29 protein-coding genes are annotated in these 26,674 nt (G+C 70.0%); 17 read left to right on the top strand and 12 right to left on the bottom strand.

Annotated features, from left to right (window positions below; all coding sequences use genetic code 11):
* Nucleotides 1-197: 197 nt before the first annotated feature.
* On the bottom strand, nt 198-1,757 hold the full coding sequence (locus ABT070_RS23820) for a flavin-containing monooxygenase (RefSeq protein ID WP_351763845.1): 1,560 nt from the start codon (nt 1,755-1,757) through the stop codon (nt 198-200).
* Nucleotides 1,758-2,535: 778 nt separating this feature from the next.
* Here ABT070_RS23820 and ABT070_RS23825 point away from each other — a divergent pair.
* The 5 genes from ABT070_RS23825 (at nt 2,536) to ABT070_RS23845 (ending at nt 6,367) form a co-directional block, all read left to right on the top strand.
* Complete coding sequence (locus tag ABT070_RS23825) at nt 2,536-2,952, top strand: SRPBCC family protein (protein ID WP_351763846.1); 417 nt, start codon at nt 2,536-2,538, stop codon at nt 2,950-2,952.
* Complete coding sequence (locus tag ABT070_RS23830) at nt 2,952-3,380, top strand: MarR family winged helix-turn-helix transcriptional regulator (RefSeq protein ID WP_351763847.1); 429 nt, start codon at nt 2,952-2,954, stop codon at nt 3,378-3,380. Before ABT070_RS23825 ends, ABT070_RS23830 begins: the two co-directional genes overlap by 1 nt.
* A 350-nt stretch (nt 3,381-3,730) precedes the next feature.
* Nucleotides 3,731-5,455: a PHP domain-containing protein gene (locus tag ABT070_RS23835; RefSeq protein ID WP_351763849.1), complete on the top strand. Its 1,725-nt coding sequence runs from the start codon at nt 3,731-3,733 to the stop codon at nt 5,453-5,455.
* Complete coding sequence (locus ABT070_RS23840) at nt 5,452-5,979, top strand: hypothetical protein (protein ID WP_351763851.1); 528 nt, start codon at nt 5,452-5,454, stop codon at nt 5,977-5,979. The genes ABT070_RS23835 and ABT070_RS23840 overlap by 4 nt, the downstream gene beginning before the upstream one ends.
* 106 nt (nt 5,980-6,085) lie before the next feature.
* Nucleotides 6,086-6,367 (top strand): hypothetical protein, encoded by a 282-nt coding sequence (locus ABT070_RS23845; protein WP_351763853.1) that lies wholly within the window; start codon nt 6,086-6,088, stop codon nt 6,365-6,367.
* Between the two features lie 60 nt (nt 6,368-6,427).
* Here ABT070_RS23845 and ABT070_RS23850 read toward each other — a convergent pair whose 3' ends face one another.
* Nucleotides 6,428-7,276, bottom strand: coding sequence for a PhzF family phenazine biosynthesis protein (locus ABT070_RS23850; RefSeq protein WP_351763855.1), 849 nt, complete (start codon nt 7,274-7,276; stop codon nt 6,428-6,430).
* Nucleotides 7,277-7,446: 170 nt separating this feature from the next.
* Nucleotides 7,447-8,034, bottom strand: a complete 588-nt coding sequence (locus tag ABT070_RS23855) for a TetR/AcrR family transcriptional regulator (protein ID WP_351763857.1) — start codon at nt 8,032-8,034, stop codon at nt 7,447-7,449.
* Between the two features lie 111 nt (nt 8,035-8,145).
* On the opposite strand from ABT070_RS23855, the gene ABT070_RS23860 reads away from it, so the two are divergent.
* The 3 genes from ABT070_RS23860 (at nt 8,146) to ABT070_RS23870 (ending at nt 11,117) form a co-directional block, all read left to right on the top strand.
* The gene (locus tag ABT070_RS23860; RefSeq protein ID WP_351763859.1) at nt 8,146-9,156 is read left to right on the top strand and encodes an NADP-dependent oxidoreductase; all 1,011 of its coding nucleotides are present in this window, start codon (nt 8,146-8,148) and stop codon (nt 9,154-9,156) included.
* A gap of 130 nt (nt 9,157-9,286) precedes the next feature.
* Nucleotides 9,287-10,123, top strand: coding sequence for an alpha/beta fold hydrolase (locus ABT070_RS23865; RefSeq protein ID WP_351763861.1), 837 nt, complete (start codon nt 9,287-9,289; stop codon nt 10,121-10,123).
* 295 nt (nt 10,124-10,418) lie between these two features.
* Nucleotides 10,419-11,117: a type 1 glutamine amidotransferase domain-containing protein gene (locus tag ABT070_RS23870; protein ID WP_351763862.1), complete on the top strand. Its 699-nt coding sequence runs from the start codon at nt 10,419-10,421 to the stop codon at nt 11,115-11,117.
* A gap of 109 nt (nt 11,118-11,226) precedes the next feature.
* Here ABT070_RS23870 and ABT070_RS23875 read toward each other — a convergent pair whose 3' ends face one another.
* Both ABT070_RS23875 and ABT070_RS23880 read right to left on the bottom strand, forming a co-directional pair.
* A complete protein-coding gene (locus tag ABT070_RS23875; protein WP_351763863.1) occupies nt 11,227-12,696 on the bottom strand; it encodes a GMC family oxidoreductase in 1,470 nt (489 codons plus the stop codon).
* 10 nt (nt 12,697-12,706) lie between these two features.
* The gene (locus tag ABT070_RS23880; RefSeq protein ID WP_351763864.1) at nt 12,707-14,206 is read right to left on the bottom strand and encodes an APC family permease; all 1,500 of its coding nucleotides are present in this window, start codon (nt 14,204-14,206) and stop codon (nt 12,707-12,709) included.
* A 94-nt stretch (nt 14,207-14,300) separates the two neighbouring features.
* Here ABT070_RS23880 and ABT070_RS23885 point away from each other — a divergent pair, with 94 nt between their 5' ends.
* Nucleotides 14,301-15,191, top strand: coding sequence for an IclR family transcriptional regulator (locus ABT070_RS23885; protein WP_351763865.1), 891 nt, complete (start codon nt 14,301-14,303; stop codon nt 15,189-15,191).
* On the opposite strand, the gene ABT070_RS23890 is transcribed toward ABT070_RS23885, so the two are convergent.
* Nucleotides 15,170-15,925 carry an IclR family transcriptional regulator gene (locus ABT070_RS23890; RefSeq protein WP_351763866.1) on the bottom strand — a complete coding sequence of 252 codons (756 nt, stop codon included), beginning with the start codon at nt 15,923-15,925 and terminating at the stop codon, nt 15,170-15,172. The two genes, ABT070_RS23885 and ABT070_RS23890, sit on opposite strands and share 22 nt — an antisense overlap.
* A 142-nt stretch (nt 15,926-16,067) precedes the next feature.
* On the opposite strand from ABT070_RS23890, the gene ABT070_RS23895 reads away from it, so the two are divergent.
* A complete protein-coding gene (locus ABT070_RS23895; RefSeq protein ID WP_351763867.1) occupies nt 16,068-16,661 on the top strand; it encodes a TetR/AcrR family transcriptional regulator in 594 nt (197 codons plus the stop codon).
* Between the two features lie 106 nt (nt 16,662-16,767).
* Here the strand turns inward: ABT070_RS23895 and ABT070_RS23900 are convergent, their stop codons facing one another.
* On the bottom strand, nt 16,768-17,475 hold the full coding sequence (locus ABT070_RS23900; RefSeq protein WP_351764047.1) for a 2-phosphosulfolactate phosphatase: 708 nt from the start codon (nt 17,473-17,475) through the stop codon (nt 16,768-16,770).
* 213 nt (nt 17,476-17,688) lie between these two features.
* Here ABT070_RS23900 and ABT070_RS23905 point away from each other — a divergent pair, with 213 nt between their 5' ends.
* Nucleotides 17,689-18,771, top strand: a complete 1,083-nt coding sequence (locus ABT070_RS23905; RefSeq protein ID WP_351763868.1) for a barstar family protein — start codon at nt 17,689-17,691, stop codon at nt 18,769-18,771.
* 57 nt (nt 18,772-18,828) lie between these two features.
* Here the strand turns inward: ABT070_RS23905 and ABT070_RS23910 are convergent, their stop codons facing one another.
* The 4 genes from ABT070_RS23910 to ABT070_RS23925 all read right to left on the bottom strand — a co-directional run bounded on the left by ABT070_RS23910 (nt 18,829) and on the right by ABT070_RS23925 (nt 22,172).
* The gene (locus ABT070_RS23910; protein WP_351763869.1) at nt 18,829-19,356 is read right to left on the bottom strand and encodes a DUF6584 family protein; all 528 of its coding nucleotides are present in this window, start codon (nt 19,354-19,356) and stop codon (nt 18,829-18,831) included.
* Nucleotides 19,357-19,453: 97 nt separating this feature from the next.
* A complete protein-coding gene (locus tag ABT070_RS23915; RefSeq protein WP_451101467.1) occupies nt 19,454-20,533 on the bottom strand; it encodes a hypothetical protein in 1,080 nt (359 codons plus the stop codon).
* A 131-nt stretch (nt 20,534-20,664) separates the two neighbouring features.
* On the bottom strand, nt 20,665-21,171 hold the full coding sequence (locus ABT070_RS23920) for a hypothetical protein (protein WP_351763871.1): 507 nt from the start codon (nt 21,169-21,171) through the stop codon (nt 20,665-20,667).
* Between the two features lie 5 nt (nt 21,172-21,176).
* Nucleotides 21,177-22,172 (bottom strand): quinone oxidoreductase family protein, encoded by a 996-nt coding sequence (locus ABT070_RS23925; protein ID WP_351763872.1) that lies wholly within the window; start codon nt 22,170-22,172, stop codon nt 21,177-21,179.
* A 188-nt stretch (nt 22,173-22,360) separates the two neighbouring features.
* On the opposite strand from ABT070_RS23925, the gene ABT070_RS23930 reads away from it, so the two are divergent.
* From ABT070_RS23930 to ABT070_RS23940, 3 genes are all read left to right on the top strand, one after another.
* Nucleotides 22,361-22,960, top strand: a complete 600-nt coding sequence (locus ABT070_RS23930) for a hypothetical protein (protein ID WP_351763873.1) — start codon at nt 22,361-22,363, stop codon at nt 22,958-22,960.
* A gap of 190 nt (nt 22,961-23,150) precedes the next feature.
* Entirely contained in the window at nt 23,151-23,963 is an 813-nt protein-coding gene (locus tag ABT070_RS23935) for an amidohydrolase family protein (RefSeq protein ID WP_351763874.1), read from the top strand.
* Nucleotides 23,964-24,073: 110 nt separating this feature from the next.
* A complete protein-coding gene (locus tag ABT070_RS23940) occupies nt 24,074-24,589 on the top strand; it encodes a hypothetical protein (protein WP_351763875.1) in 516 nt (171 codons plus the stop codon).
* A 204-nt stretch (nt 24,590-24,793) separates the two neighbouring features.
* Here ABT070_RS23940 and ABT070_RS23945 read toward each other — a convergent pair whose 3' ends face one another.
* The gene (locus ABT070_RS23945; RefSeq protein WP_351763876.1) at nt 24,794-24,985 is read right to left on the bottom strand and encodes a hypothetical protein; all 192 of its coding nucleotides are present in this window, start codon (nt 24,983-24,985) and stop codon (nt 24,794-24,796) included.
* Nucleotides 24,986-25,418: 433 nt separating this feature from the next.
* On the opposite strand from ABT070_RS23945, the gene ABT070_RS23950 reads away from it, so the two are divergent.
* The 3 genes from ABT070_RS23950 (at nt 25,419) to ABT070_RS23960 (ending at nt 26,655) form a co-directional block, all read left to right on the top strand.
* Nucleotides 25,419-25,949 (top strand): GtrA domain-containing protein, encoded by a 531-nt coding sequence (locus ABT070_RS23950; protein WP_351763877.1) that lies wholly within the window; start codon nt 25,419-25,421, stop codon nt 25,947-25,949.
* Between the two features lie 83 nt (nt 25,950-26,032).
* Nucleotides 26,033-26,272: a hypothetical protein gene (locus tag ABT070_RS23955; protein ID WP_351763878.1), complete on the top strand. Its 240-nt coding sequence runs from the start codon at nt 26,033-26,035 to the stop codon at nt 26,270-26,272.
* Entirely contained in the window at nt 26,272-26,655 is a 384-nt protein-coding gene (locus ABT070_RS23960; RefSeq protein WP_351763879.1) for a toxin Doc, read from the top strand. The genes ABT070_RS23955 and ABT070_RS23960 overlap by 1 nt, the downstream gene beginning before the upstream one ends.
* The last annotated feature ends 19 nt before the right edge of the window (nt 26,656-26,674 follow it).

Genomic DNA, 26,674 nt, shown 5'->3' on the forward strand with positions numbered 1-26,674 from the left:
ACCGCCGGAACCCCCGCCGGAACCCCCGCCGGGCCAAGGGACCACGCACACGCGACCGCCCTGTTCCGGGAGCTGCCCGGAAGGTACTCACCACAGGGTCCTGTTGACCCACAGGGACGGCCGACTGCGCGACTCCCCCGGGCTCCTGCGGGCCCGGGTCCGCCGCATCGTCCTGCGCGCCGACGCCCTGCGCCCCGTCATGTCTGCTCCGCGTTCGCGGCTGCCGTACGGTCTCCGGGCTGCGGCCTCGTCTGAGTGGGGAGGGGAATGCGCCGCGCCGGTGAGTCGGAGGTGTAGGCGTCGGCGTCGAATTGGCTCAGGTGGCGCACGAGTCGTCCGGTGGACCACGGCCAGGCGAAGGCGTTGTGCCCGGTGGAGGTGAAGTAGTAGCTGGTGCAGCCGCCCGTGTTGTAGACCGTGCTCGCGAGCGCCTCCTGCAAGGCGCTGTTGTGCGCGGCCTGTGCGGCCGGCTTGACGTTCAAGACGCGTCGGCCGCCTTGGTCGAGGTGGGCCAGGGCAGCGATGAGGTACGTCAGTTGCGCTTCCAGGACCGTGATCGCGGAGGTGGAGCCGCCGAGCAGGTTGGGTCCCAGAAGCAGGAAGAGGTTGGGGAAACCGCTGACGGTGGTCCCCAGGTACGCCTGCGGTTCACCGCCCCAGGCGTCGTCGAGTGTCCGGCCGTTCGTGCCGTACAGGGTCGTGGCCAGCGGCAGCTCGCCGACACGGAAGCCCGTGGCCTCGATGAGCACGTCGGTGTGGACGGTGGTGCCGTCGGCGCCGACGACCTCGTTGCCGCGTACGGCGCTCACGGCGGTCGGATGCACGTGCACGTGCGGTTGGGACAGGGCCCGGTAGAAGGTGCTCGACGTCAGGAGGCGCTTGCAGCCCAGCCGGTAGTCCGGTGTCAGGTGCCGGCGCAGCTGCCCGTCGCGGACGGCGAGGCACAGGTGGGCGCGGGCGCCCGCCTCGAGGAGGCGGGCGGCCTGCGGGTGCCGGAACGCGTAGCCGAAGCCTTCCTGGAGGGCGTACTGGCCGGCGCGCATGGCGTCGCGCGCGCCGGGGATGCGGTCCACAAGCCGGTTGAGCGCTGCGGGTACCGGCAGATCGGGCTTGGGCAGGACCCATTGGGGTGTGCGCTGGATGAGGTTGACGGTCGCGGCCTGGGCTTCGATGGCCGGGACGATCTGGACGGCGGAGGCGCCGCCGCCCACGACGGTCACCCGTCGCCCGGCCAGGTCGACGCTGTGATCCCACCGGGCGCTGTGGAACACGGGACCGTCGAAGTCCTCGATGCCGGGCACCTCCAGGCGGCGCGGGACATGCCACGGGCCGGTGGCCAGGACGAGTACCGCAGCACTGTAGGGACCGTCGCTGGTTTCCAGCAGCCAGCGGCCGGCCGGCCCGTCCCACCGTGCCCCGAGCACCTCGACGCCACAGCGCAGCACGTCACTGAGCCGGTAGCGCTCGGCCGTCGCCCGCAGATAGGCCAGGATCTCCTGTTGCCCGGCGAAGACCCTGCTCCAGGCGGCATCCGGTGTGAAGGAGTAGCTGTAGAGCGTCGAGGGCACATCACAGGCACAGCCCGGGTAGGTGTTCTCCCTCCAGGTGCCGCCGAGGTGCGTTCCCTTCTCCAGAACGAGGACGTCGTCATACCCTGCCTCGCGCAGTCGGACGGCGGCCCCGATCCCGGAGAACCCCGCTCCGACGACCACGGCCCGTACGTCCCTGACCGTCCGCTCGCTCTGTGCCGGGATCACAACGACGCTCCAGCCGCGTGACCGGCGCACAGCCCAAGGCCCGCACGCAGCTCTCGCCGAGCCGTTGGGGGGACGGACTTCAGCGGCCAGGGCCGTGGCGCAGCGGGCTGAGCGGCAGTATGGGCCAGTCGGGCGAACGGGGCCAGGCTCCGCTTGAGTGGAGTGATCACGCACCGCCAACGACCAGGAGCCCGCGGCGTCACCCCTAGCGCTGCGAGCGGCCCCGCCGACCCCACCAGCCACGCCTGACGCGCCTCAGGGAGATCCCGCTTCTCTCCGGGGGCGCCGAAAGCCGTGTGCCCCCACCGACGCGCGGACTGCTTGTTGCTCGGGTGGCCGCGGTCGACTCGGGGAAGTTCGACTGCGGCCACCCGGACGCCTGAGTGCGGGGAGCACTCCACACCTGCGGCGCAGCATCCGACTTCCCCGCCGTACCGACTACATCCTGCTCCGTACGGGTGGTGATCGCGGTCGCGAGGACCGTCCTCCGTCCATACCGCTGTCGGCACCGACTTCCTCGGCGCCGGTGGATCGGGGTGGCCGCGTTCGCGCTGGAGTCGATGCCGGAGGACGCGGCCGAAGAGGGCGGAGCACTACGGCCGTCCTGCAACTGGAATGCACCTCGACACGGAACCCCTGGCACAGAACCCCTCACACAGAACCCAGGCGGTACCGGCCATCTTGCGGCCCTCTCCGCGACCGGATCATCAGACCCTCGACAAATAGTCTGCGCGTAGATAATCTGTAGGCACATCATCCGGCCGAGGAGGCTACCCGCATGTGGGCGTACGAGCACAGCATCGAGACCAGCGCCACCCCCGAAGCGATCTGGGGGCTCTGGGCCGACGTGGAGAACTGGGGCACCTGGAACGCCGAAATCGAGAAGATCGAGATCAGTGGCCCGTTCGCGCCGGACACCCAGATCACGATGACGCCGCCCGGTGACGACCCGATACAGCTGCGCATCGCCGAGGCCGTCGAGAACGAACTGTTCATCGACGAGGCGCGCTTCGGCGACCTGCTCCTGCGGACGGTCCATCGGATCGACCGGATCGACCACGGCCGGATCCGAGTGGTGTACCGGATGGAGATCACCGGCCCCGGCGCCGACGAGGTCGGCCCCGACATCGGCCCGGGCATCACCGCCGACTGGCCCGACACCATGGACTCACTGATCAAGCTGGCTCTGCGCTGATGCCTCTCAGCCCCGGCGACAGCCCCGGATTGCTGCTGTGGCATGCCACGCTGCGCTGGCAGCGCGACATCGCCGCGGCCCTGGCGCCCCTCGATCTCACCCACGTTCAGTTCGTACTGCTCGCCTGTACCTGGTGGCTCAACTCCCAGGGCGAGCGTCCCAACCAGTTGGCTCTCGCCCGCCAAGCAGGCACCGATGTCAAGATGACCTCCCAGGTGCTGCGCGCTCTGGAGCACAAGGGACTCATCGAGCGCGAAGTCGACCCGGCCGACACCCGCGCCAAACGACTGCGCGTCACCGACACCGGCGCCGACCTGGCCCCACGCGCGATTGCCGCCGTCGAGCTCGCCGACGCACGGTTCTTCGAACCGGTGCCCGTCGACGACGCGGTGGCCCTGCTCCGCCGCCTGGCGCATCCCCAGCCCTGACACGCCTTCACCGATGCAGCAACCGTCCGCCCTCGTCGTCATCAACCTCCCGGACCCGCACCCGCTCAGCCACTCAGCCACTTGATCATTCCGACCGCCCACTGCCATCCCGCACAGCAAGACGGCAAACGTCGCGGGGCGAAGGTCGCTTGATGCGGCACTGGCTCAAGAGCCCGAAACGCATGGGCAGTTGAGGGAAGAGTGAGAGGTGAGGCGAGCTGCCGTGTCCGGGTCGGCCGCCGCTCACCTTGCGGTCGTTCGAAGTTCGTCTTTCGCCCTGATTCTCTTCACGCGGCGCGTACGCGCCGCGAGGGGCAGCCGCAGAAGGCAGCGGCAACCGGGAGGGCATCATGGGACACGGGCACGGACACGCGCACGGCCATCACCATCACGGTCACCACCACGACCACGAGGCGGCCCCCGCGCTGCCCGCCGCCTTCGACGCCTCCGTGCCCGACGAGGACCTCGACTCCGCGCAGCGGTCCCGCCGGTCGATGCTGCGCCGCGCCGGCCTGCTCGGGGCCGGCCTGGCCGCGGGAAGCGTGCTCGGCCAGACGGCCGGCGCGACTCCGGCAGCCGCCTCTCCGGCAGCCGCCCCCAGCGGAGGCCGCCGCTCCACGGGCTTCCTCTGGCTGGCCGGCGACCACCACATCCACACGCAGTACAGCAGCGACGGCAAGTACCGCGTCGTCGACCAGGTCCGGCAGGGCGCCAGGCACGGCATGGACTGGCTGGTCATCACCGATCACGGCAGCACCACGCACGCCAAGATCGGCGTCGAGAAGGTCAACCCGGACATCAAGGAGGCCCGGACCGCGCACGAGGACACGCTCGTCTTCCAGGGCCTGGAATGGAACATCCCGGGCGCCGAACACGGCACCGTCTTCGTCCACCCGGGCCGACACGAGGTCTCGGTCCTGAAGCAGTTCGAAACCGACTACGACGGCAGTGTCAGGGGCACCTCGGACTCGACGCCCGCCAACGAGGCCCTCGCCGTCGCGGGTCTGGCCTTCCTCGGCGAGCAGGTCCGCCGCCGCAAGGTCAAGGACGCGCTGATGCTCGCCAACCACCCGGCGCGGCGCGGCGTCGACTCCCCGCACGAGATCCGCGCCTGGCGCGACGCGACGCCCGCGAGCCACCAGATCGCCGTCGGCTTCGAGGGCGCCCCCGGCCACCAGGCGGCCGGCCTGCCCGCCCCGCTCGGCCCGGCCCGCGCTCGCGGCATCTACGACAACAACCCCAGCGCCAACTCCTTCGCCGGCTACCCACTGGAGAGCTACCGGACCTGGGGCGGCTTCGACTGGATGACGGCCACCGTCGGCGGCTTGTGGGACAGCCTCATCGCCGAGGGCAAGCCTTGGTGGATCACGGCCAACTCCGACTCCCACCAGGTCTACGCCGACACCGCCGTGCGCGGACCCGGCGGCGACTTCAACACCGACGGCCGCTACCAGGACCCGGTCTACGGCGGCAACATCGACATCACCCAGGGCGACTACTGGCCCGGCCAGTACAGCCGTACCCACGTCGGTTCCGACGGCTTCTCGTACGCCGCCGTCATGGCCGGCATCCGCGCCGGGCGTATCTGGGTCGACCACGGCCAACTCCTCAGTGGGCTCGACGTGCGGGTCTCCGGCGGCACCCGCTGGGCCACCCTCGGCGGCGCCCTCCACGTGAAAAAGGGCACGGCCGTGACGCTGACGGTCGACGTGGCGCTGGCCGGCGGCGCCAACTGGGCTGGTTTCGTTCCGAAGTTGGCGCGCGTGGACGTCATCCAGGGCGATGCCACGGGAGCGGTTTCCGACAAGGACACCTTCACCGCGCCGACCGCGAAGGTCGCCCGCACCTACGAGGTGAACAAGTCGAGCGGGACGGTGAAGCTCACCTACGAACTCGGACGCGTGGACCGTCCGGTGTACGTCCGGCTACGCGGTTCGGACGGCAACCGCAGCGCCGTCGGCGCGATGGGCGCGGCCGTGGATCCGGCGGGCCCGGCGATCGACGTCGTCGGCGACGCCGACCCGTGGGCCGACCTGTGGTTCTACACCAACCCGGTGTGGATCCTGCCGTCGTGACACCGTACGACCGCACGCCGTACGTCCTCACGGTCGACGCCGGTCTGCGCGATCTGCGCGCCGCCGATCACCTGCTGCATTCGTTCGCGGCCGAACTCCCCCTCACCGAGGAGGGGTTCGGCTGTACCCACCTCGTGCGGGGCGAACGGCCGCGCGTCGTCGTCTCCCTCGCATCGGAGTCGGAGGAGGCGCGGGACGCCGTACGCGCGTGGCTGGTGGCCATGGCGTACGAGGTGACCGACGGCGCTCCGGACGCGGTGGGCCGCGCGGTGCTGTACCGCGGGGCCGGCCTGCTGCGCGGCACGATGACAGCCGGGGAGGTGCTGTCCGTCTCCGCGATCGACCGCGTCACCGTGCTGGGGTCGGCCGGCCGGCCTGACCCGGCCGCAAGGATGGTGACGCGCGATCATGTGCGCCCGTCGTGGCAGAACGGTGAGCTGGTGCTCACCGCGATGCCCGCCGCGGGTGGCACTCTGGTCCCGTTCGAGGTGCCTGAACCGACACCCTGCTGCGCGGATCACTGAGGCTTCGGCGCCGCTTGCGGCGCGCCCGGGACTTCATCGCCGGCACCCGCCTGACCGGCCACATCACCGCCACCGCCACCGCCACGCACTCCACGAGCTGCAAGGTGTGAGGCGCACTCTCAGCCCGCGTGGACGCCGCCTTCGGCGCGGGAGGCGCCCTCGGTCGCCACTCGCGCGGGTCGGCCGCCACCGCCACAGTCTGTTCAGCGAGGACGGCCGCCGGCGCCTTCTGTGGTTCAACTTCAAGGTCCCCGTCCGCGCCCTCACGGCAGAGCAGAAGGGGCGGATCATCACGCGCACCACCGACCTGTACGCCACGGTGACCGGCTACGTCGCCATGAAGACGCTCTCCCCCGGCACCGCAGGCCCCGGTGATGCGGCTCTTTGACGGCCGCGTAGCTGTACACGTTCCGGCAACTGCCGTCGTGGGCGCGGGCGGTGGGGCGGGTCAGAGAGTGATGGTGCCACGGATGCAGACGGTGGCGGCACCGCTGACCCAGACCGTGCCGTCCGTATCGGCGGTGATCTCGATGCTCGCGGCCCGTCCCAGTCGCGCGCCCTGGGAGACCCGGTAGGAGGGGGGCGCGGCGCCGGTGGAGGTGAGCCACTGGCCGACGGCGGCGTTCATGCTGCCGCACGCGGGGTCCTCGGGCACGCCGACGCCGGGCGCGAAGGTGCGCATCTCGAAGTGGTGCGGGGACCCCTGGGGGTAGGCCCCGATCGCGCCGACCATCGCGTCCGGGATGAGGGAGAGGTCGGGTTCGAGGGCGAGGACCTCCTCGGCCGTGGGCAGTTGGACCACGGCCCAGCCGGGACCGTTGTCGACCCACTGGTGGGCGAGGACGCGGTCGCACGCAACGCCGAACGCGGCCGCGATCTGGTGCAGATACGCGTCGTCGAGCGCGCCCTCACGCACCCGAGGCGGGGCGGCGAACGACAGGGTGTCCTCGCCACGGCGCACGGTGACCAGGCCGACGGCACACTCCTGCACGATGCGGTCGGCGTGCTGCGGCATGCCGCCGCCGTCCAGCCAGGCGCGCGCGGAGCCGAGGGTGGGGTGCCCGGCGAACGGCAGCTCACCCCGGGGGGTGAAGATCCGCAGCCGGTAGTCCGCCTCCGGGACGGAAGGGGGCAGCACGAACGTGGCCTCGGACAGGTTCGTCCAACACGCCAGGCGCTGCATCTCCTCATCGGTCAGGTCCGTCCCGTCCAGGACGACCGCGACCGGGTTGCCGGAATAAGGGCTCGTGGAAAACACGTCGACCTGCACGAACGAGCGGGTGCGCGGCATGGTCATCAAGGGCCTCTCAAGCGGCTGCGGCGGATTCTGCGCCTCCCACCCGTCGGCGGAGGCAGGTCCCATCCCAACGGACGCCCGTCGGGATGGACAGGGCCGGTGACAACAAAGTGGATCGATCGGCCGGGACCTGGGGAGGAGCCGCTTCCCTCGGCGCGCGACGAGTTCGGCTACGCGCCCCGGGGCGGCACTCCCCCGGTATCGCCGCTCGCCGCATCCGTCAGGATCGCGCTCGAGACGACATCGAAGAGATGACCGGCGCGTGGGGCGAGCGAGGGCTGATCGCTGAGCCACGCGAGCGCCGCTACCAGCGCGAACAGATCGGTGCCGTCGATATCGCTCCGCGCTGCGCCCGTGGCCTGGGCACGGGTGAGGAGCCGCGCACCGGCCGCGCGCAGGGTGACGCACGAGGCGTGGAGTGCGGACCCGGTGTCCTCGATGGCGGCTGCCATCAGCACTGTCACCCCCCGGTACTCGGTTGTCCACGCGACGCAGTCGCGCAGCCAGGAAACGAGAGCGTCTTCGGGCGAGCTCGATGTTTCGAGGGCGTCCGCCGTCGCCGTCAGTTCGTCGAAGCTCGTGTGGAGCAGGGCCTCGAGCAGCGCCTCGCGCGTCGGGTAGTGACGCAGCAGCGTCGCGAGTCCGACGTCTGCCCTGCGCGCGATGTCGCGCATCGACACGTCGACGCCCTGCTCGGTGACGGCGGTGCCCGCGACTGCGAGCAGGTGGTCGCGGTTCTTCCTGGCGTCGGCCCGCATCTGCCCCTCTTGACTATCCGGATCAGTGGTCCATATATTCGGATCAGTGGTCCACTTATGTGGAGCGCTGATCCGAATAAGCCTATCCCGCAGCGCGGGCAGGAGAAGACGATGCCGACACACACGATGAGGGCGGTCCGGCTCCATGAGCACGGCGGCCCTGCGGTTCTGCGCTACGACGAAGTGCCGATTCCCGACCCGGGGCCGGGCGAGGTGCTCGTTCGCGTGCACGCGGTCGGCGTCAACCCTCCTGACCGGTACCTGCGCGACGGGCTGACCAGGATGCCCGGGGAGACGGAATCCACGGTCAGCCTGCCGGTGATTCCGGGGACGGACGTGTCGGGCGTCGTCGAGGCCGTCGCCGCGGACGTGGACGGCCTCGCCGTAGGTGACGAAGTCTTCGGTCTTCTGCGGTTTCCGGGCTTCGCCGGCAGCGCGTACGCCGAGTACGTGGCCGCGCCCGCCTCGGACCTCGCACGCAAGCCGGCCGGCATCGACCACGCGCACGCCGCCGGGGCGCCCATGGCCGGGCTGACGGCGTGGCAGTTCCTGGTAGAGGTCGGACACGATCGCCCTTCCCCCTTCCAGGAGGCACCGCATCGCCCGACGGCACTCGACGCCGACACGACGGTGCTCGTCAACGGCGCCGCGGGCGGCGTGGGGCACTTCGCGCTCCAGCTGGCGAAGTGGAAGGGCGCACGCGTCATCGCGGTGGCGTCGGGCGCGCATGAATCGTTCCTGAGCAAGCTGGGCGCCGATCGGTTCATCGACTACACCAAGAGCCGGCCCGAGGAACTCGTGCACGACGTCGACCTCGTTCTCGACACCGTCGGCGGCCCCGACAGCAGCCGCTTCCTGCGCACACTCAAGCGCGGCGGCGCCCAGTTCCCCGTACTTCCGGGGGACTTCGACGAAGAGGAGACCGCGAAGCTGGGCGTCACGGTCTCGAGCGCCCAGGTCCGTTCGAACGGCGCGCAGCTCGCGGAACTGGGGCGCCTGCTCCACGCGGGCACGGTCCGCGTCGCGATCGACAGCACGTTCCCGCTCGCGGACGCCCGGGCAGCGCACGAACGCGCCGCCCGAGGGCACATCCAGGGCAAGATCGTACTAACGGTCACTTAAGTCGCCCAGGTCGCTGGGCAACGAGCCGTCTCACTTCCTGACCCTCCTCGGAACATCGTTGCGTTCCGAGTAGACCAGTCGTATAGTCCTGGGTGTCGGAGCGCGACACACACTGTGGAGGCTGAGCATCATGGGACGCATCAAGGTCGGCACCGAGAACAGCACGGACATCGAGGTGCACTACGAGGACAAGGGATCGGGCCGACCCGTGGTGCTGATCCACGGATACCCGCTGGACGGGAACTCCTGGGAGGGGCAGACGTCGGCGCTGCTCGATGCCGGCTACCGGGTCGTCACCTACGACCGACGGGGATTCGGCAAGTCCAGCCAGCCCTCGACCGGTTACGACTACGACACCTTCGCCGCGGACCTGAACACCGTGCTGGAGACGCTGGACCTGCGCGAAGCGGTCCTGGTCGGTTTCTCGATGGGGACCGGAGAGGTGGCCCGCTACCTTGCCACCTACGGCTCCGCACGGATTTCCAAGGCCGTGTTCCTGGCGTCGCTGGAGCCGTTCCTGGAGATCACCGACGACAACCCCGACGGTGCGGCGCCGCTCTCCTTCTTCCAGGGCGTCTCCGACGCGGTCAAGAAGGACCGGTACGCCTTCTTCACCGGCTTCTACAACGACTTCTTCAACCTCGACGAGAACCTGGGCACCCGTATCAGCGAAGAGACCGTCCGCAACGCGTGGAACGTCGCGGCGGGCTCGGGAGCCATCGCCTCGGCCGCCGCTCCCCTCACCTGGCCCACCGACTTCCGTGCCGACATCCCCAAGATCGATGTTCCGGCCCTGATCGTCCACGGCACCGCCGACCGCACGCTGCCCATCGACGCCACCGGACGGCGCTTCGCCAAGGCGCTGCCCGCCGCCCAGTACACCGAGATCGAGGGCGCGCCCCACGGACTGCTGACCACCCACACCGCCGAAGTCAACGAGGTCCTGCTGGACTTCCTCGCCCGGTGAGCCCCACGGTCCACAATCCACAGGCCATCCCAGGCGGACGTCACCGCCGACCGTGATCCCCGGCCAGCCTGAACGCGGCCGCGACACCACGGTGGCGCCCGGGACCGGCCCGTGGAGCGACCGCTCCGGACAGCCGGGGCCGCCTCGCTCGTCGCGCCTCGCTCGTCATACCTCGCTCGCCACGGCCCGCGCCGACCGGCGCAGGCCGTGCCGTTCCCACTCAGCCCGACGCAACCGGTCCATTTTTTTCACTCGTAAGAGACGACCGGTCTACTGATCCCAAGGAGTAGTGACCATGAAGGTCCTCATCGTTCTCACCTCGCACGACAAGCTCGGCGACACCGGCCGCACGACGGGATTCTGGCTGGAGGAACTCGCCGCCCCCTACTACCGGTTCAAGGAGGCCGGCTGGGACATCACCCTCGCCTCGCCCAAGGGCGGCCGCCCGCCGCTGGACCCCAAGAGCAACGAGCCCGCCAGCCAGACCGACGAGACCCGCCGCTTCGAAGCCGACCCCGAAGCCATGGCCGCGCTGGCGAACACCGCGCGGCTGGACTCCGTCGCCGCCGACGACTTCGACACCGTCTTCTACCCCGGTGGCCACGGCCCGCTGTGGGACCTGGCCGAAGACACCGTCTCCGTCCGCCTCATCGAAACCACCCTGCGCTCCGGCAAGCCGCTCGCCCTGGTCTGCCACGCCCCCGGCGTCCTGCGCCACACCACCAACGAAGACGGCACCCCGCTGGTCCGCGGCAAGCGGGTCACCGGATTCACCAACACCGAAGAGGACGCGGTCGCACTCACCGATATCGTCCCCTTCCTCGTCGAGGACGAACTGACGAAGCTCGGGGGCCTCTACTCCAAGATCGGGGACTGGGAACCGTACGTCGTCCAGGACGGCCTGCTCATCACCGGCCAGAACCCCGCCTCCTCCGGCCCGGCGGCCGACGCCCTCATCAAGCTGCTCCCCGAGGTCCTCAAGACGAACGTGTGAGCGCGTGAGCTCAGGTGTCGTGATGCTGCGAGCGGCTCACCGACACCGCCGGGCCGGATGCCTGCACGGCACCGGCCCGGCGGCCTGCCTGCGGGCGGGACGGACAAGGTCACAAGAGCTCCGTCAGGAAGCTCGCGATCCGCTCCCCGACGACCGCCGTGGGATGCGCGGGGGTTCCGCGGGGGATGTCGGGAAAGACGGACGCGTCGGCGATGTGCAGGCCCTCGAGGCCGTGGACCTTGCCGGTGTGGTCCACGACGGCGTCCGGGTCGTCGGCCGGGCCCATCCGGCAGCTTCCGGCCGGGTGCCAGTAATGCTGATGGGTGGCCCGGATCCAGGCGGGCAGCCCGTCGGTGGGCGGCGTGGGAAGCGCCGCGCCCAGACAGTGCGCCAGATCCAGCTCCTGGACCCTGGAGACACCGTGCACGAGGGCCGCGAGGTCGTCCGGGTGGGTCAGGTAGCCGTGGTCGACCGCGGCACGCACCGCCGGATCGGCTGACCGCAGCCGCACCGTGCCCCGCGACTTCGGCCGCAGCAGGCCCACGGGTACGACGACGCGCCAGCCGTGCTCGAGCGTGGCGTCGCGCTCGGTCCACGGGTAGACGTGCAGGTCGTAAGGGGCGTTCTCGGCATACGGGGAGCGCAGCTTGGCGAGTGCCTGTTCGTCGGGGAGCATGCGGGTCTCGGCAAAGGCGTCCAGATCGGCAGCGAGTCCGGCGGTGGCGGCGTACTGCAGGTTCACCGCCGGCTGATCGTGCAGGTTGGCCCCCACACCGGGCAGTTGGTGCAGTACCGGCACACCGGCCTCACCGAGATGGTCCGCGGGGCCTATGCCGGAGCGCAGCAGTATCTCCGGTGTGCCGTACGCGCCGGCGGCCACGACGATCAGATCGGCGCCGATCCGCCGCGCCCCGTCGTCCGTACGGACGTCCACGGCCACCGCGCGACCGCCCTCCAGGACCACCCGGTCGACGGTGACGCCGCCGGCGACGGTCAGATTTCCTGAGCCGCGCATCGGGTCGAGGTATCCGAAGGCCGTGTTGACGCGGACACCGCCGGGCGTGATGTTGACCGGCGCGCAGCCGACACCGGCCCCCGCCCGCAGGTCGTCGAGATCGTCCCGGGCCGGAATGCCCAGTTTCTCGGCAGCGCCTATGAAGGCTCGCTGGAACGGCTGGATCTCGTCCTCGCCGAACCGGCGGAACTGCAGCGTCCGCTCGACCTCCCGGAAGTGCGGGGCCAGCGACGCGGCGTCCCAGCCGGGCGAGCCGGACGCCGCCCAGGCGTCGTAGTCGCCGGCCCAACCGACCGACTGGGTACAGCCGTTGTGGGTCGAGCATCCGCCGATCACCCGGCAGCGGTCGAACGTGAACCGGCCCTCCTGGTAGCCCCAGTCGTGGGTCGTGGGCAGAGTGGTGGCGTCCAGCAGCTCGGCCGGCCAGGAGGCGCGCTCGGGCCCGTAGTCGGGACCGGCTTCCAGTACGAGCACCTCGTGGTGCCGGGCCAGGCGTCCGGCGACGACGCAGCCGGCGGTGCCGCCGCCCAGGACGACGATCGTGGCGTGGTCGGGGAGCGTCAACGATGACTCCTCAGTCGGTTACGGGTTCGGGAACCCCGGTGCGCCGTCCCACGAGGCCGAAGAGCACGCCGAGGACGAGGATCAGGGTGATGGGGACGAGCTGGAAGGCGGTGTACGCGGCACGCTGCCCCTGGAAGCCGTCGGGCAGGTACTCCGCCGGATCGCCGGACGTGCCGAACCAGCCCACTCCCAGGCCGGGCCAGATCAGCGCCACGACCGTGAAGACCATCGTGCCGACCGTCAGCACGGTGACCGCCCGGGCGCCCGCCCGGCCTCCCGGGACGCGGTAGGGGCGGGGCGTGTCCGCGTACTTGCGACGCAGCACCAGGAAGGAGGAGAAGGTGAGCAGGTACGAGATGGCCGTTGCCGAGATCGCGAGCGAAATACCGGCGGTGAAGTACTTCTGCACGTTGCCGTCGGTCAGGGCGAGGGAGGCGACCATCACGATCATGGAGACCGCGGTGCCGGCGGCGTTGACCCGGGCAGGGGTTCCGTTCTTCGCGGAGAGCACGCCGAGCCAGCGGGGCCCGGCACCGTCCGCGCAGGCCGCCGCCTGGGACCGCGACAGGCCCATCGACCACGCGGTACCGCTGGTGAACAGGCCGATGATGAGGCCGACGGCCGCGATTTTCGCGAGTACGTCACCGGCACCGGTCAGCACCACGCTGCCGTCCGCCCCCAAGTGACCGCCGTACACGGTGAAGACCGCGCGGCAGGCGTCTATGAAACCGGTGAGCGAGCTCAGACTCGTGGCGGGCAGGACCAGCAGCGTGCCCAGGATGGGCAGCCCGTACAGCAGCACGGTCGCGAGACCGCCGCGCAGGATCGCCGCAGGCACGTCGCGGCGGGGATTCTCCATCCCGCCGCCGGCCCCGCTGGGCACCTCGAAGCCCATGAAGTTGAAGACGATGACGGGCGCTAGCGCGACCAGCCCGAGGTAGGTGGGGGTGTAGTCGCCGAGGTGCTGGGACTGTACGCCGTGGCGCGCGGCGTACAGGACGAGGGAGAACACGAAGAAGCCGAACAGGACGATGCGAGCCGCCGCCCCCGCCAGCACCACCCAGCGGCCGATCCGCAGCGAGGCGTGCACGACGTACCCGGCGGCGCCGAGGAACAGGGCCCCCGCGACGTACTTCCAGGCGCCGGGCAGCGGGCGGAAGAAGGTCTCGAAGGTGGTGATCGCGACGATGCACAGCGATCCGCCGAGCCAGACCGGGTTGGAGATCCAGTAGAAGACCTGGTTGATGCCTGCCACGAAGCGGCCGAAGGCGAGCTTCGCCCAGACGTACGGGCCGCCCTCGTCGGGGAACGCGGAGCCGAGTTCCGCGATCAGGAGTCCGTACGGGGCGAAGAACAGCAGACCGAGCACAGCCATCCACACCAGCCCCTGCGGGCCGCTCGCGGACACTGAGCCGAGGGTGTCGAGCCCGACGATCGCGCACAACAGCATCGCCAGGATGTCGACGCGTCGCAGGGCCGGTTTCGACGTGGGCGGATCGGCCGAGTTCATACGGCCTCCTTGGTTCGGGGTTGCCCGAAGCATGAGTGCCGCATTCAATATCGTCAAGAGTTCATGCGTATTTTGAACACCATAAGATCGGGGCATGACCACGACCTTCGATCGGGCGCTCACCCTTCTCGACACGATCGTCGCGGCGGAGCTGGGGCCGGGCGGCTACCCGGGGAACGTCCAGCTCGCCGAGCGGACCGGCCTCGATCAGGCGCAGATCTCGCGGATGCTCAAGGTCCTGGCGTCGGCGGGGCTCATCGAGAGGGCCGGCCCCGCGCGGGGCTGGCGGACCGGTCCCGGCTACTTCGCCCTCGCCGCCGCGAGCGGCGACCGGCAACTGCTACGGGAGGCCCGTCCGCTGCTGCGCTCACTGGTGGCGCGCTGGCACGAGCCCGCCTGGCTCTCCGTACGAGCGGGCGCCGTCGCGCTCACGGTGGCGGCCGAACCCAGCCACTGGGGCGCCTATGTGGCGGCTGCGCCCGGGGCCATGACGCCGATCTGGTGCACCGGCCCGGGCCGGGCGCTGCTGCTCGATCACAGCGGGCAGCGGTTGTCGGAACTGCTCGGGCATGTGGAGTTCGTCGGGGGCGGGCCTCGGGCAGCGCGCGACGTGGCGATGCTGGCCGAGCGCAACGCGAAGGCGCGGGCTGCCGGAGTGGTCGTCGCCGACCGGGAGTTCGAGCATGACGTGGTCGACCTCTCCGCTCCCGTACGGGACGCGGCCGGGGCGATCGTCGCCGCGCTCAGCGTGGCGGTGCCGAGATTCCGGCTCGCGGACGGCCCGGATCCGGTCGCGGCCTCGGTCGCCGAGGCGGCCCGCATGCTGGAGTCCAGGCTCGGTGACGGCAGTGACGGCGGTGGCGGTGGCGGCAGTGACGGCGGCGGAGGCGGTGGCAGTGACGGTGGCGGAGGCGGAGGCGGAGGCGGAGGCGGAGGCGGAGGCGGTGGCGTGAGTTCGGCAGGTCAGGTACGCCCTGCGTCATGACCCAGCAGAGCGGACAGCCGCCCGGCCAGCTCCATGATCACCCTCCCGTGCTCCTCGGCCAGCGGCGCCAGCTTCCGCGACGGCCCTTCGGTGTGCAGGGCGCAGATCACCTCGCCGGTGAAGTCCCTCACCGGAGCGGCCACGGCGAACACCGCGGGCTCCGACTCCTCGTCCGCCACCGAGTAGCCGCGCTCGCGGGCCGCAGCCAGCCGCTCGGCGAACTGACCCACACCGCTCGGCGAGTTGGGCCCGTACGCGATGAACTCCGTGTTGGCGAAGACGATGTCGAGCTCGTCCCGCCCGCAGTCCCAGAGGAGCGCCTGGCCCGCGTCGTCGCAGTAGAGCGGGTACGACCTGCCCGCCCAGGAGAGCCCTGTCGGCACATGCTCGGCAAACGCCACCGAACCGTCCCCACGGACCTCGGCCAGGAACGTGGCCGCGCCCGTCGCCTCGGACGCCTCCCGCAGCACCTCCGGCCCCTCGGCCATCAGCCGCGCCCGCACCACCCGGGCCGCCCGACTGTGCAGCCGCCAGTCCAGGTCGTAGGTGAGGCCGACCGGATCGCGCGTGACCACCCCGGCCGCCACCAGGCTCTGCAGGGTCCGCACCACCTGAACACGGTGCCGCCCGAGCCCCTCCGCGATCACCGATCCCGGTGCGGGGCCGGCGCCACGCGCCATCGCCAGCAGCACGTCCAGTCCCCGCCCCAAGCTGCCGGTAGTCTCGTCCGCCATGCGGGAATGGTAGGCGAGACACCGCGCCCGGAGAGACGCGACAGATCGGTCTCCTGCCGTACGCGCGAGGCAACGTCTCCACTGACCGCCCCGGATTCCCGAGACCTAGACGACTGGTCTAATCCGAGCTAAGATTACTGTCATGCCAGTCACCGCACGCAGCGCCGACACGCGCAAGAACATCCTCGACGCCGCTCAGCGGATCATGGCCCACAAGGGCTACTCCGCGGTCGGCCTCAACGAGGTGCTCGCGGAGGCCGGAGTGCCGAAGGGCTCCTTCTACCACTACTTCCCCTCGAAGGACGCCTTCGGCGAAGCGCTGCTGAGCAGCTACTTCGCCGACTACGTAGCGGACATGGACCGCATCCTCGCCGCGTCAGGGAAGCCCGCCGCCGAACGACTGATGGCCTACTGGCGGCAGTGGCGCGAGACGCAGAGCCTCGACGAGTGCCAGGGCAAGTGCCTCGCCGTGAAACTCGGCGCCGAGGTCGCCGATCTGTCGGAGCCGATGCGCCTGCAGCTGAAGGCGGGGACCGACCAGATCGTCGACCGCCTCGAGCGGACCATCGCCGACGGACTGCGGGACGGATCGCTCTCCATCGAAGGCACCCCCCGCGAGATCGCCCAGCCCCTGTACGACCTGTGGCTCGGCGCGAGCGTCATGGCCAAGATCCACCGCAGCCTCGCCCCGCTCGACAGCGCCACAGCCGTGACTCGCACACTTCTGCACGTGTGAAGAGCCCGCCAGTACGCGTGAAGAGCCGCCAGTACGCGTGAAGTGCCCGCCAGGTAGCTCGACCGGCGACTCGCTCTCATATGCCGGGAGTTGGCCTCGCCGGCGATCAGACAGGGTCCTCGTCGGGCAGCGAAGGCATCGCGTGTGAACGCAGGACCATGAGGCCCCCTTCCAGGGTCGCCACCATGGCGAAGGGGAACCGGTCGACCTCGAGGCAGAGCGCGACGTCGTCAGGATGGACTCCTTGACGCACCCCCTCCGCCAGTTCGGCCGCGGCGCGCGACTCGGCAGCGCGGCGGAGGAACTCGGCGGCATCCGTCCCCGCCTCGGTGACCCTCCGAGCGATGTACTCAGCACACGCCAGATCCTCGTCGGCCTGCCCGTCCTCGCCGGTGACCACGAACGTGACACTGTCACTCTTCCGCGTCCGCGTCCGCAGGAGCCGAGCCGTCGCCTCCGCCACCACGAAGCCGGCGCACAGCACCAACGACGCGTCCTTGACCGCGAGGGCGCCGACCGTCCCTGCCGTGGTCTTCTGCACCACGGTCCGCCCGCCGAGGTCGGCAGATCGCAGCAGGCCCGGCGAGTTGACCATGTCGAAACCGGGCGCGGGCGGACCGTCCTTGAGCGCCACCCAATCCCGGTGCCGCGCCTTGAGCGCCACGGCTTCGTCCAGCGACTCGGCGAGAACGATCTTTTCCGCCCCCTGGGCGAAGGCCCAGGCAGCCACGGTGAAAGCACGCATGACGTCGACCACGACCGCCACGGACGGGACTTCGGCCAGATCAGGAATGCCAAGGAAACGAGCGTCCATTCGGATCATGATCGCGTACACCCGACCCGAAGCAGCCGCACAGTGATCCACATCACTCGGGCGACAGCCCGTGCCGACGCCATCCACCATCCACGTCTGCCATCCGCCATCCGCCATCCGCCATCCGCCATCCGCAGAGCTCAGCCTCAAGTCCCTCTGACCCACCACGAAAAGCGCCGCGCGGTTCACTCCCGGCCCGGGCATGATTGCCCTGTGCACAGGGACAGGGGCCGTCGCGAGCAGGGGCGTTACGCGCTGACGGACACAGAGAGCGGCCACGTCTGGGGCGTCTGCGCCGAGGTGGAGGGACTGTTCGGGGAACCCCGGCGCGGGACGTACGAACTGCTCGGCTGGGTTCCCGACGGAGCCGAGGTGCGCGGCTGGGTCGGCAGCCGGGTGTGGCTGGTGCCGGAAGACAAGACGCTCGACGCCTGGCTGCTGGAGGACGCGGAGAGCCTTGGACGGCACCGGGGAACGGACGGTCTCGTCCTCACCGGTCTGGACGACTACGAGGGCCCGCCCGAGGGACACCGGGCTCCTGTCCGACTGCACGACGGACACCGGTGGCTGGGCTCCTGCCGGGAGTTCGCCCGCGTCCTGCCGCCCGAACAGCCAGAGCCCCCGCTCGTTCTACGGGGGCTCACCACGGGTGATCGGCTACGGCAGGCACTGACGACGGGCACCCGGCGCACGCTGGACCTCGGCGAGACCCGGCTGGAGATACGGGACGACCGGGGCGAGCCGCTCACCGATCGGCTGTTGCGGCCCAGAATCCGCACCTGGCACCCGTCCTCCCCCGGGACGGACCTGATCGATCTCGAAATCGACGGACACCTCGCACCCGTACCGGGATACGCCCGGCCCGTCTGGAAGCGCTGGCTCACCGGCCCACCGGACGCCCCCGGCATCTGGGCCGGGCTCGAGACACGGCAGCGAGGCGCCTGGCTCGACCTCGTCCGCGAGCGGGGCTGTCGGCTCGCGCACCGGCCCCGGCCGGCCGGGCACGCATACGAGCTGGACGGCCGGCACATCACCGACGAACCGGGCCTCTATCTGGCACTCGGCGAGGCCGTCAACGGGCCGGGCGGATACTTCGGCGGCTGCCTGGACGCCCTCGTGGACTGTCTGCGCGGCAATTTCGGCTGCACCACCCCCGCGACCTTGCTCTGGCGGGATGCCGCGACCGCACGCGAGCACCTGTCCCGCGTCCTGGCGCCGGAGGGCGAGCAGTACGACCTGGTCGCCCTGGTGCTCGAAGTCCTGACCGAGGGCGGGATGCGCGTGACCCTCAGGTGAATCGGTTTCCACCGCGCCACCGCAGTGGTGGTTCAACGCTGTTGTCGGTCCCGTAAGTCAGTCGAAGAGCGCAACGAGTCCGTTCACCCAGATCGCGAGGAACACGAGGGCCACCGCCAGGCAGCCGACGCCCGCCAGCACACCGCCGACCGTCCACGGCTCGTAGGGCGCCTCGTACTGCCCTTCCAGGTCGTCCCGGTAGGAGGTGGGGTCGTCCCACTCGACGGGGTGCCCCAACTCCACGGCGCAGGCGGTCCGCACCGCGACCAGCTGCCGCTCTGCGAAAGCGGTGGCCGCCTCCGCCTCGGGGCCCCGCCAGGCGAGGGCTTTCATCCGCCACCGAGGAGACCCGTACCGCGCCTCGAAGGCAGCGGTCTCGTCGGCGTGCCGGTCCTCTTCGAGGTACATCCAGCGTCCGGCCTCGGCGGCGTCGCCGTAGAGCCGGTACACCTCGGCCAGACGACGGCGGAGCGTCAGGTCGTGCGGGAAGGACGAGATGAGACCGCGCAGGCGCTGGCGCGCGACGGGAACCCGGCCGGCGGCCAGGTCTGCGTCGACTCGGGCAAGGGTCTCTCTCAGAGGCATGAACGCATGATCGGGTACCGCACGGACCTACGTCGACCTGGTTTCGTCGCTCAGTACACTTCCGCCGCCCCGTGGTGGTGGCGGCCCGTCCACCGGGTCAGGAAGGCCGGCTGATTCCGTTGCCGGGCGATGTGCGGGCGAACCAGGTACGCGTCTCGTCTGCGGTGAGGACGCGGGTCAGTTCGGCCGTGCCGGGGAGATGCGGGAAGAACCGGTCGGCGTTCCAACTGCGCTGGTACGTCGGCTCGTCGAGCACGAGCAGGCGGCGTCCCTCCACCACGGGGATGTCATCGGGCAAGCCCTCGTTCCAGATCCGCTCGCCGTCCGGGGCGAGGAGTTCGAAGGCCCCGGTCGCGATGGCCTGGGTGCGTCCCTGGGCGGGCTCGGGGTCCGTGGCCAGGCGCACGCTCTCCGCCGAGGGCGTGGTGCCGGGCACATGGCCGCCCCCGATGAGGACGTGGGCGAGCAACGTGTGCAACTGGAAGTTGTCCCCGACGCCACCGATGCGTATCTCGAACCCGGTCCCGGTGGGCCTGTGCAGCACCACGAGGGGCTCGTCGTCCAGAACCGCCAGCGCGTAGGCCAGGCACTTGAGGTCGTGCCGGTCCAGGGCCGCCAGTTCGCGGCAGGCGGGAAGGATCGCGGACGCGTGCCGACGGCGCACCTCTGCGCTGCGGCACAGCACAGCCAGCGCGGGCGGCTGCCACTCCTCGATCGAGCACCAGGCCAGCGCCAGCCGCGTGGCCTCGTACGCGTCGCCGCCGAGGCGGGCCGACAGCGCGTCGTCGATGATCTTTTCGTCCGGCTCCGGCAGTTCGTCATCGGCCGCGCCGGTGGCGGTCCAGCGGCGGGCGAACTCCAGGGCGTCGAGCAGGTCGTGGTGGACGCTGCCGAGAACGGGCTCGGCGCAGGCCTCCGGATCAGCACCACGCTCGACGCAGTAGCCGGCCGCCATCGCCAGCATCGGCCGCGGGCCGGTGGGCGGGAAATCGGGAAGCAGCGCCGCCAACCGGGGCCCTGCCAGGCCGCATTCAGCGTCCGACGCCGACTGCACACCGTTGAGGACGGCGGTGAAGGCACGCCCGGTGCGGTCGCCGTCGCGAGCGGCCACGGCCCCTTCCAGCTCGGACACGATGGCGGCGAGACCCGAAGACCTCGGCTTCCTCTTGAAGATCACCGGCACACCTTAGGCCCGAGGTCTCGCCGGTGTCACCGGACCAAGACCGTTCGAATCTCTCGGACCGCCCTTCGCCGTCGAACCAGCGGTCGAGGGCGTGATGCTCTCCACTCCGGGCCAGGCGTGGGTACTTACCCCGGGTCCACTGAGCCTCGGTTGTCCTCCACGTGGACGACGTGAAGTTCGGTGCCATCCCGATGCCGCTTGGAACGCCCGAACAGCCCGACAGCGATCTCCGAGCTGTCTCGAGGCTCATCAGGGCCGACATAGGTGAGGACGTCGTTGTGCTGCCCGGTGACCACCCACCCCTCGGCGTCCTTCAGATCGATCACGCCGAAGTCTCCTGATGAAGATCCGGCATGCGCCGGGCCGTACTTCTTCAGGATCTCGGTGGCCTGTTCAGCGAGCTCTCCGTCCGGAGCCATCACCACGACACAAGTGCCGTGCTCGAACAGCACCCACGACTTGCGAGGGTCTGCGAGAAGCCGCTGCCAGACGTCTGTCAGAATCCCGGTGTCCATGGCGATCATCATGCCGCAGAGCACTGACAGAGACTGACGACGTGCTCCTGCTTGTGCCGAGCGCCCGGACACGAGCGGATCGCTCTCGGATGTGCGGGCGCCGGTCACCACGTTCACGTGTGTCAGGCGAGCGAGAGAAGGAACTTTCCTCGGCCTGCTCCCGTCTCCAGGAGCCGGTGCGCCTTCGCCGCCTCGGCCAAGGGCAGGATCTCCGTCACCCCGGGCCGGATCCGTCCTGCTGCGAGCAGTTGCAGGGCTTCAGCGAGGTACTCGCCGATCCGCTCGGGAGCCCGACGGGCGACATCGCCGATGTTGAACCCGGCGATGGTCTGGTTGCCCTTCCACAAGTCACGCACCGAGGCAGTCCATTGCTCGTGCCGTCCGAGGTCCCCGTAGACCACCACCCGGCCGAACGGCGCCAGCACGCTCAGACTCTGCTCCCGGATCGGCCCGCCGACGGGATCAAGGACCAGGTCCACGCCTCGGCCACCGGTCACCTCGGTCAACCGCTCGGCGAAGCCCTCGCGCAGGAACACTTCGTCGTAACCCAACTCGGCGGCGTACGGAATCTTCTCCACGGAGCCGACCGTGCCGTACACCCGGCCGGCGCCCGACTCCCGGGCCAACTGCACAGCCGCGGATCCCACACCCCCCGCTGCGGAGTGGATCAGCACATCTTCCCCGTCCCGCAGCCGGCCGGCGTCCTTGAGCACGCCGAAGGCCGTCGGATAGACACAGGGCAGCCCCGCTGCCTGGGCAGGGTCGGCCTCTCCCGCCTCGGTGCGCAGGGACCTGACGAACCGGATGTCCGCTACCGCCACCTCGGCGTAGCCGCCGAAGGCAGGAAGGTACGCCGCGATCGGCTCGCCGACCTCCAGCCCGGTGACCCCCGTGCCCAGCGCCATGACCGTCCCGGCCACCTCCAGGCCGGGGATGTCCACTCCACCCGGCCCGTCCGGGCTACCGAACTCGCCCCGGCGGTGCTGGATCTCGGCGAAATTGACGCCCGCGAAGGCGACCCGCACGGCGACCTGGCCGGCGGTTGGCACCGGCTCGGGCAGATCGAACTCCTCCAGTACCTCGGTGCCTCCGTTGACCCGGAACCCGACCGCCCGCATCCGACGCTCCCCTCGTAGTCACGGCCCTCCCCGGTGCGGGCCGTGCCCGGGCGACAACTCGGGGGGCGATCTTGGTATTCCCCCGACACGCCCAGCTCGACGGCGAAGCCGAACTTCGGCTACAGGAGCACCCGTTGTCGGCGAGAGGCTCATGCCGTCGGCGGGAGGCCGTGGTCCAGAATCAGGGCATGGACGTCCCCAAGCTGCTGGAAGCCGCTTCTCTGCTGGTTCCCGAGGAGATCGCCACCGAGAAGGACATCACGGTGAACGACGTCTGGGAGTACCTCACTCGGGACGAGTGGGAAGTGGCCCTCGGGCTGCTGGAAGAACTCGGTGACGTCGGCCCGCTTCCGCTCGGTTTCTGGGAAGCCCTGGCCACCGCAGCCGAACAGATGCGGCTGGACAAGAGCGCGGCCTGGTGCCATTGGCGTTGCTACGAGACTTGCAACGGCATCATCCGAGCCGACCTCACTCTCCGCCCGGCCGGCGAAGCGCGACGGCAGACGCCCATCTCCGGTGCCGGCGTCCTGCGACCGATGTGGAACATCGGCAACCGGGCCCCGACCGGCGAGCCGGCCCTCGACATCGCCCGGCTCTGGGTGGAGTTCGCGCCCTTCCTGGAGCCCGGCGGGCAAGCCTCGGTACGACTAGCTCCTCTTGACGCCTCGCACTGGCAGCACCTTCGACCCGGCCAAGTGATCACCATGCACGAGGACCGATCCGTGGCGGGCACGGCGATCGTCCTGGACGTTCATCGACCTACGACCGCGTCCACGTTCACCGCATAGACCACGAGCGCCTGGTCAGCCCGTCATTCGGGGTCGCCGCATCCGACAAGTCGGCCGGCGGAAGGCGCGGGCCCGGAGGCTGGCTCCTGCCGGATGGTTTCCACGGGGTCCCCTCGATAGCCTCCCGACAAGCGATTGCTCAGCAATGCCGTGTGGGCTCAGCACGTACGGCCGGGAGAGGAGCGGGTACATGTCCGTCGTCGACGCGTGGATGCAGCACCCGACACTGCGCCATTCCAACCACGAGATGTTCGAGTCGCTGCGCCGGTGGACCGGCCAAGGCCTGCTCGAGAAGCAGGTGCCCGTCGACGTCACGGTGTCCGCACTCGAGGCCGCCGATGTCGAGGTCGGACTGTCCTCCGCCTGGTACGGCCCGCACGGGGCGCTGATCAGCAACGATGAGGTCGCCGGGTTCGTCGCGGAGGCGGGTGGCCGGCTGCGCGGGGTGGCCGGCGCCGATCTGGCCCGCCCGGTGCGAGCGGTGCGGGAGTTGCGGCGAGCGGTTGAGGAACTGGGATTCGTCGGGCTGCGGGTGGTGCCGTGGCTGTGGGAGTTGCCGCCGACCGACCGGCTGTACTACCCGTTGTACGCGGCCTGCGCAGAACTGGGCATCCCCTTCTGTACCCAGGTCGGACACACCGGTCCGCTCAAGCCGTCGGAGACCGGACGGCCCATCCCCTACATCGATCAGGTGGCACTGGACTTTCCCGAACTCACCATCGTCTGCGGGCATATCGGCTACCCGTGGACGACAGAGATGATCGCGGTCGCGGACAAGCACGAGAACGTCTACATCGACACCAGCGCCTACACCGCCCGCCGCTACCCGGCGGAACTGGTGCAGTATCTGCGCGGCCGGGGCCGCCGCAAGGTCCTCTTCGGCACGAACTACCCGATGATCACCCCCGTCCAGGCGCTGGAACACCTCGATCAGTTGGAGCTGGACGACGAGGCCCGCGAGCTGTTCCTGTCCGGCAACGCCCGCCGCGTGTTCGCCCTATAGGCGATACAGGCGATATGAGCGATACAGGCGATCTCGAAGGGTGACGCCGGCTGTCACGGGCAGGGGCTGAGCGCGGGTCTGCCGGGTCGTTCCAGGAGAGACTCTTCGACGTGCCTGACAACTCGTTACTCGTCGCCGTCCTCACCGGTCTCACGGCGATCACTGCCAGCTCACTGGCGAGCTGGCTGACAAGCAGGGGCAACGCCCAGGCTGCTCGGATCCAGGTCAATGACGCGTCCGCCGCCCAGCGCCGCGAAGGTATCCGGCAGACCCGAAGGGCCGCCTATCTGGATCTCATCGAGCATGCCCAAGCCGTCGCCGACGGACTGCGGGGAGTCAACGGCGTCTCCACCGCCGACTACGAAGCCGCCTTGGTGGCTCACCGCGACCGGCATCAGCGGCTGCGTCGCGCGGCCACGCTGATCGATCTGGAAGGCCCTTCCACCGTCCAGGTCGCAGCATCAAACCTGCTGATCATGTCGGGCACACTCGGCACCGCTCTGGCGGCCACCGTCGAGAACACCGGCAGAGAGAATCGGCGGGAATTCCAGGAGACCCTGCGCTCCTTCATACGGCTGATCAGTCCCTTCGTCGACACAGCCGCCGCGGCACTGGACGAAACATAGGAACACCGGTGTACGCACCTACCGCGCATCCCGGGCAGTTGCGCGGCCGGGACCGCACGACCGCCTGCGTTCCGAACGGGGTTGCCCCTCACCGGTCCTGAGCCCACCCCCCGCCGTCCACCCCCCGCTGACCACCGCCCGCTGCCCGCACAGCACTTGAGCAGAGCTGCGAGGACAGCGGGGCGCCGGGAGTGACGGGAGACGTCAGTTGTTGGAGCCGACGGTGTTGTCGTTGCCCGCGTTGAACACGTCGTCGCCCGCGAACTGAAGCCAGTCACCGAAGACGATGGTGTACGACGGCTGCGGACCGAAGTCCACGTTCACGTCCGCACTCGCGATACCGGCAGTGCCGAACACCATGGCGCCCGCGGCGAGCGCGGTCAGCAGGGAACGCATGGGAAACACCTTTCAGCAGGGGGCAAAGCGTTTCCTCAAGCTAGGACCCCCGGCCACCGATCACGCCCCGCCCCCGCCGGGACCACCCCGAGCTTCAGCCGCTTGGTGCACAGTCGCGGGCGCGGACCGCCGGCGCAGGCGTAGTCCGATCACCGGCCCGCGCGTGGCGCCGGGTCCAGGACCGGGCGGAGGCCCCCCGCATAGCGTTCACTTTCCATCCGTTGCAACGACCGAAGGAGGCTTGTTGCGTTGACGCGTAAGTCATTGCAACGATTTCAGCTCAACCACCTGGATCTATGCTGGATTTCGTCGAATAACTTGTTGCCCGGTTGATGAATGCAACGTAGCGTTTCCATCACAGGAAACAAGAAGCCGAAGGCCTCACAGGTCGAGAGGTGCACGTTTCACGGAGAAGCGATCCAGGGGGCGGATCATGGAGACAGCACAGGAACCGCGGCAGGCGACACCCGGCGCCTTCAGCGCTTTCGCCCGCTTCGCGCTCTGCGGCGGCGGAGTAGGGCTCGCGTCCAGCTTCGCCGTGGCCGCACTCGCCTCCTGGATTCCCTGGATCCTGGCCAACGCCCTGATCACCGCGGCCTCCACGCTCCTCGCCACCGAGTTGCACGCCCGCTTCACCTTCGGCGCCGGCGGGCGCGCGACCTGGCGCCAGCATGCGCAGTCGGCCGGGTCAGCGGCGGCCGCGTATGCGGTGACCTGCGTGGCGATGCTTGTCCTGCAGCAGTTGGTGACGGCACCCGGCGCGGCGCTCGAGCAGGTCGTCTACCTGTCCGCCTCCGCACTCGCCGGCGCCGTGCGGTTCGCGGTGCTGCGCCTCGTCGTCTTCGCCCTGTCCGGCAACCACTCGCAGGACGCGCCCACCGTCCGCTCCACCCGTCCCCCGCACACGTCCATGGTCCGCGCCACCGCACCCACTGACCCGACGGTTCTCTGCCGCGCCGCCTGACCGTTCCGCCGGGCGGCCGCCCCTCCCAAGCTCTCCGCCCCTATGGGTCGCGCGCCAAGGTACCGAGTAGGTACCATGCCCGTATGCCATCACTGAACGTGTCCTTCACCGAGGAAGAAATGGAAGGCGTGCGCGCGGCTGCCGCCGCCGAGGGCAAGAGTCTCAAGCAGTACATGCACGACCTCGGCGTCCGTGAGATGCAGCGCAAGCGGTTCGTCGCCGGCGCCTCCTCGTGGGCGGAACGGCTGCGCGCCGAGTTCGACGAGGCCTTCCCCGACGAGATCCCTCCGTCCCAGCGCGGCGAGGGAGCCAACGCCGCCTGATGAGCGAGATCTTGTACATCGATGTCCCCTGGCTCCTGGACGTCCAGGACGCCGCCCTCGACAACGACGACGTGTCGGTCACCGACTACTCGGCCCTCGTGGCGGCTGTCGCGCGCCACAAGACGCGCATGCCGACCCTCGCCACGTCCAACCCCGACACCGCGTGGCGCGCGGCCGCCCTCCTGCACACCATCGTGCGTCTCGAACCGCTCCCCCACCGCAACAGCCTCTTCGCCGCCTTTGTCACCGGCCAGTACATGGACCAGTCCGGGGAGGGAATCGACGCCCCCTACGGAGCACTGTCCGACCTGATCAGGAAGGTCCGCGAATCCCGGTTGAGTATCTACGACATCGCGGACACACTCCGCTCCTGGCGGATCTGACACCGGGCCGAGCGTCGCG

The sequence above is a fragment of the Streptomyces sp. NPDC002884 genome, from assembly GCF_040295245.1.
Classification (GTDB): Bacteria; Actinomycetota; Actinomycetes; order Streptomycetales; family Streptomycetaceae; genus Streptomyces.

Coding starts and splice junctions, on each gene's coding strand:
- ABT070_RS23825 (WP_351763846.1), top strand. CDS start 2,536: ATGTGGGCGTACGAGCACAGCATCGAGACCAGCGCCACCCCCGAAGCG.
- ABT070_RS23830 (WP_351763847.1), top strand. CDS start 2,952: ATGCCTCTCAGCCCCGGCGACAGCCCCGGATTGCTGCTGTGGCATGCC.
- ABT070_RS23835 (WP_351763849.1), top strand. CDS start 3,731: ATGGGACACGGGCACGGACACGCGCACGGCCATCACCATCACGGTCAC.
- ABT070_RS23850 (WP_351763855.1), bottom strand. CDS start 7,276: ATGACCATGCCGCGCACCCGCTCGTTCGTGCAGGTCGACGTGTTTTCC.
- ABT070_RS23855 (WP_351763857.1), bottom strand. CDS start 8,034: ATGCGGGCCGACGCCAGGAAGAACCGCGACCACCTGCTCGCAGTCGCG.
- ABT070_RS23860 (WP_351763859.1), top strand. CDS start 8,146: ATGCCGACACACACGATGAGGGCGGTCCGGCTCCATGAGCACGGCGGC.
- ABT070_RS23865 (WP_351763861.1), top strand. CDS start 9,287: ATGGGACGCATCAAGGTCGGCACCGAGAACAGCACGGACATCGAGGTG.
- ABT070_RS23870 (WP_351763862.1), top strand. CDS start 10,419: ATGAAGGTCCTCATCGTTCTCACCTCGCACGACAAGCTCGGCGACACC.
- ABT070_RS23880 (WP_351763864.1), bottom strand. CDS start 14,206: ATGAACTCGGCCGATCCGCCCACGTCGAAACCGGCCCTGCGACGCGTC.
- ABT070_RS23885 (WP_351763865.1), top strand. CDS start 14,301: ATGACCACGACCTTCGATCGGGCGCTCACCCTTCTCGACACGATCGTC.
- ABT070_RS23890 (WP_351763866.1), bottom strand. CDS start 15,925: ATGGCGGACGAGACTACCGGCAGCTTGGGGCGGGGACTGGACGTGCTG.
- ABT070_RS23895 (WP_351763867.1), top strand. CDS start 16,068: ATGCCAGTCACCGCACGCAGCGCCGACACGCGCAAGAACATCCTCGAC.
- ABT070_RS23900 (WP_351764047.1), bottom strand. CDS start 17,475: ATGGACGCTCGTTTCCTTGGCATTCCTGATCTGGCCGAAGTCCCGTCC.
- ABT070_RS23910 (WP_351763869.1), bottom strand. CDS start 19,356: ATGCCTCTGAGAGAGACCCTTGCCCGAGTCGACGCAGACCTGGCCGCC.
- ABT070_RS23925 (WP_351763872.1), bottom strand. CDS start 22,172: ATGCGGGCGGTCGGGTTCCGGGTCAACGGAGGCACCGAGGTACTGGAG.
- ABT070_RS23930 (WP_351763873.1), top strand. CDS start 22,361: ATGGACGTCCCCAAGCTGCTGGAAGCCGCTTCTCTGCTGGTTCCCGAG.
- ABT070_RS23935 (WP_351763874.1), top strand. CDS start 23,151: ATGTCCGTCGTCGACGCGTGGATGCAGCACCCGACACTGCGCCATTCC.
- ABT070_RS23945 (WP_351763876.1), bottom strand. CDS start 24,985: ATGCGTTCCCTGCTGACCGCGCTCGCCGCGGGCGCCATGGTGTTCGGC.
- ABT070_RS23950 (WP_351763877.1), top strand. CDS start 25,419: ATGGAGACAGCACAGGAACCGCGGCAGGCGACACCCGGCGCCTTCAGC.
- ABT070_RS23955 (WP_351763878.1), top strand. CDS start 26,033: ATGCCATCACTGAACGTGTCCTTCACCGAGGAAGAAATGGAAGGCGTG.
- ABT070_RS23960 (WP_351763879.1), top strand. CDS start 26,272: ATGAGCGAGATCTTGTACATCGATGTCCCCTGGCTCCTGGACGTCCAG.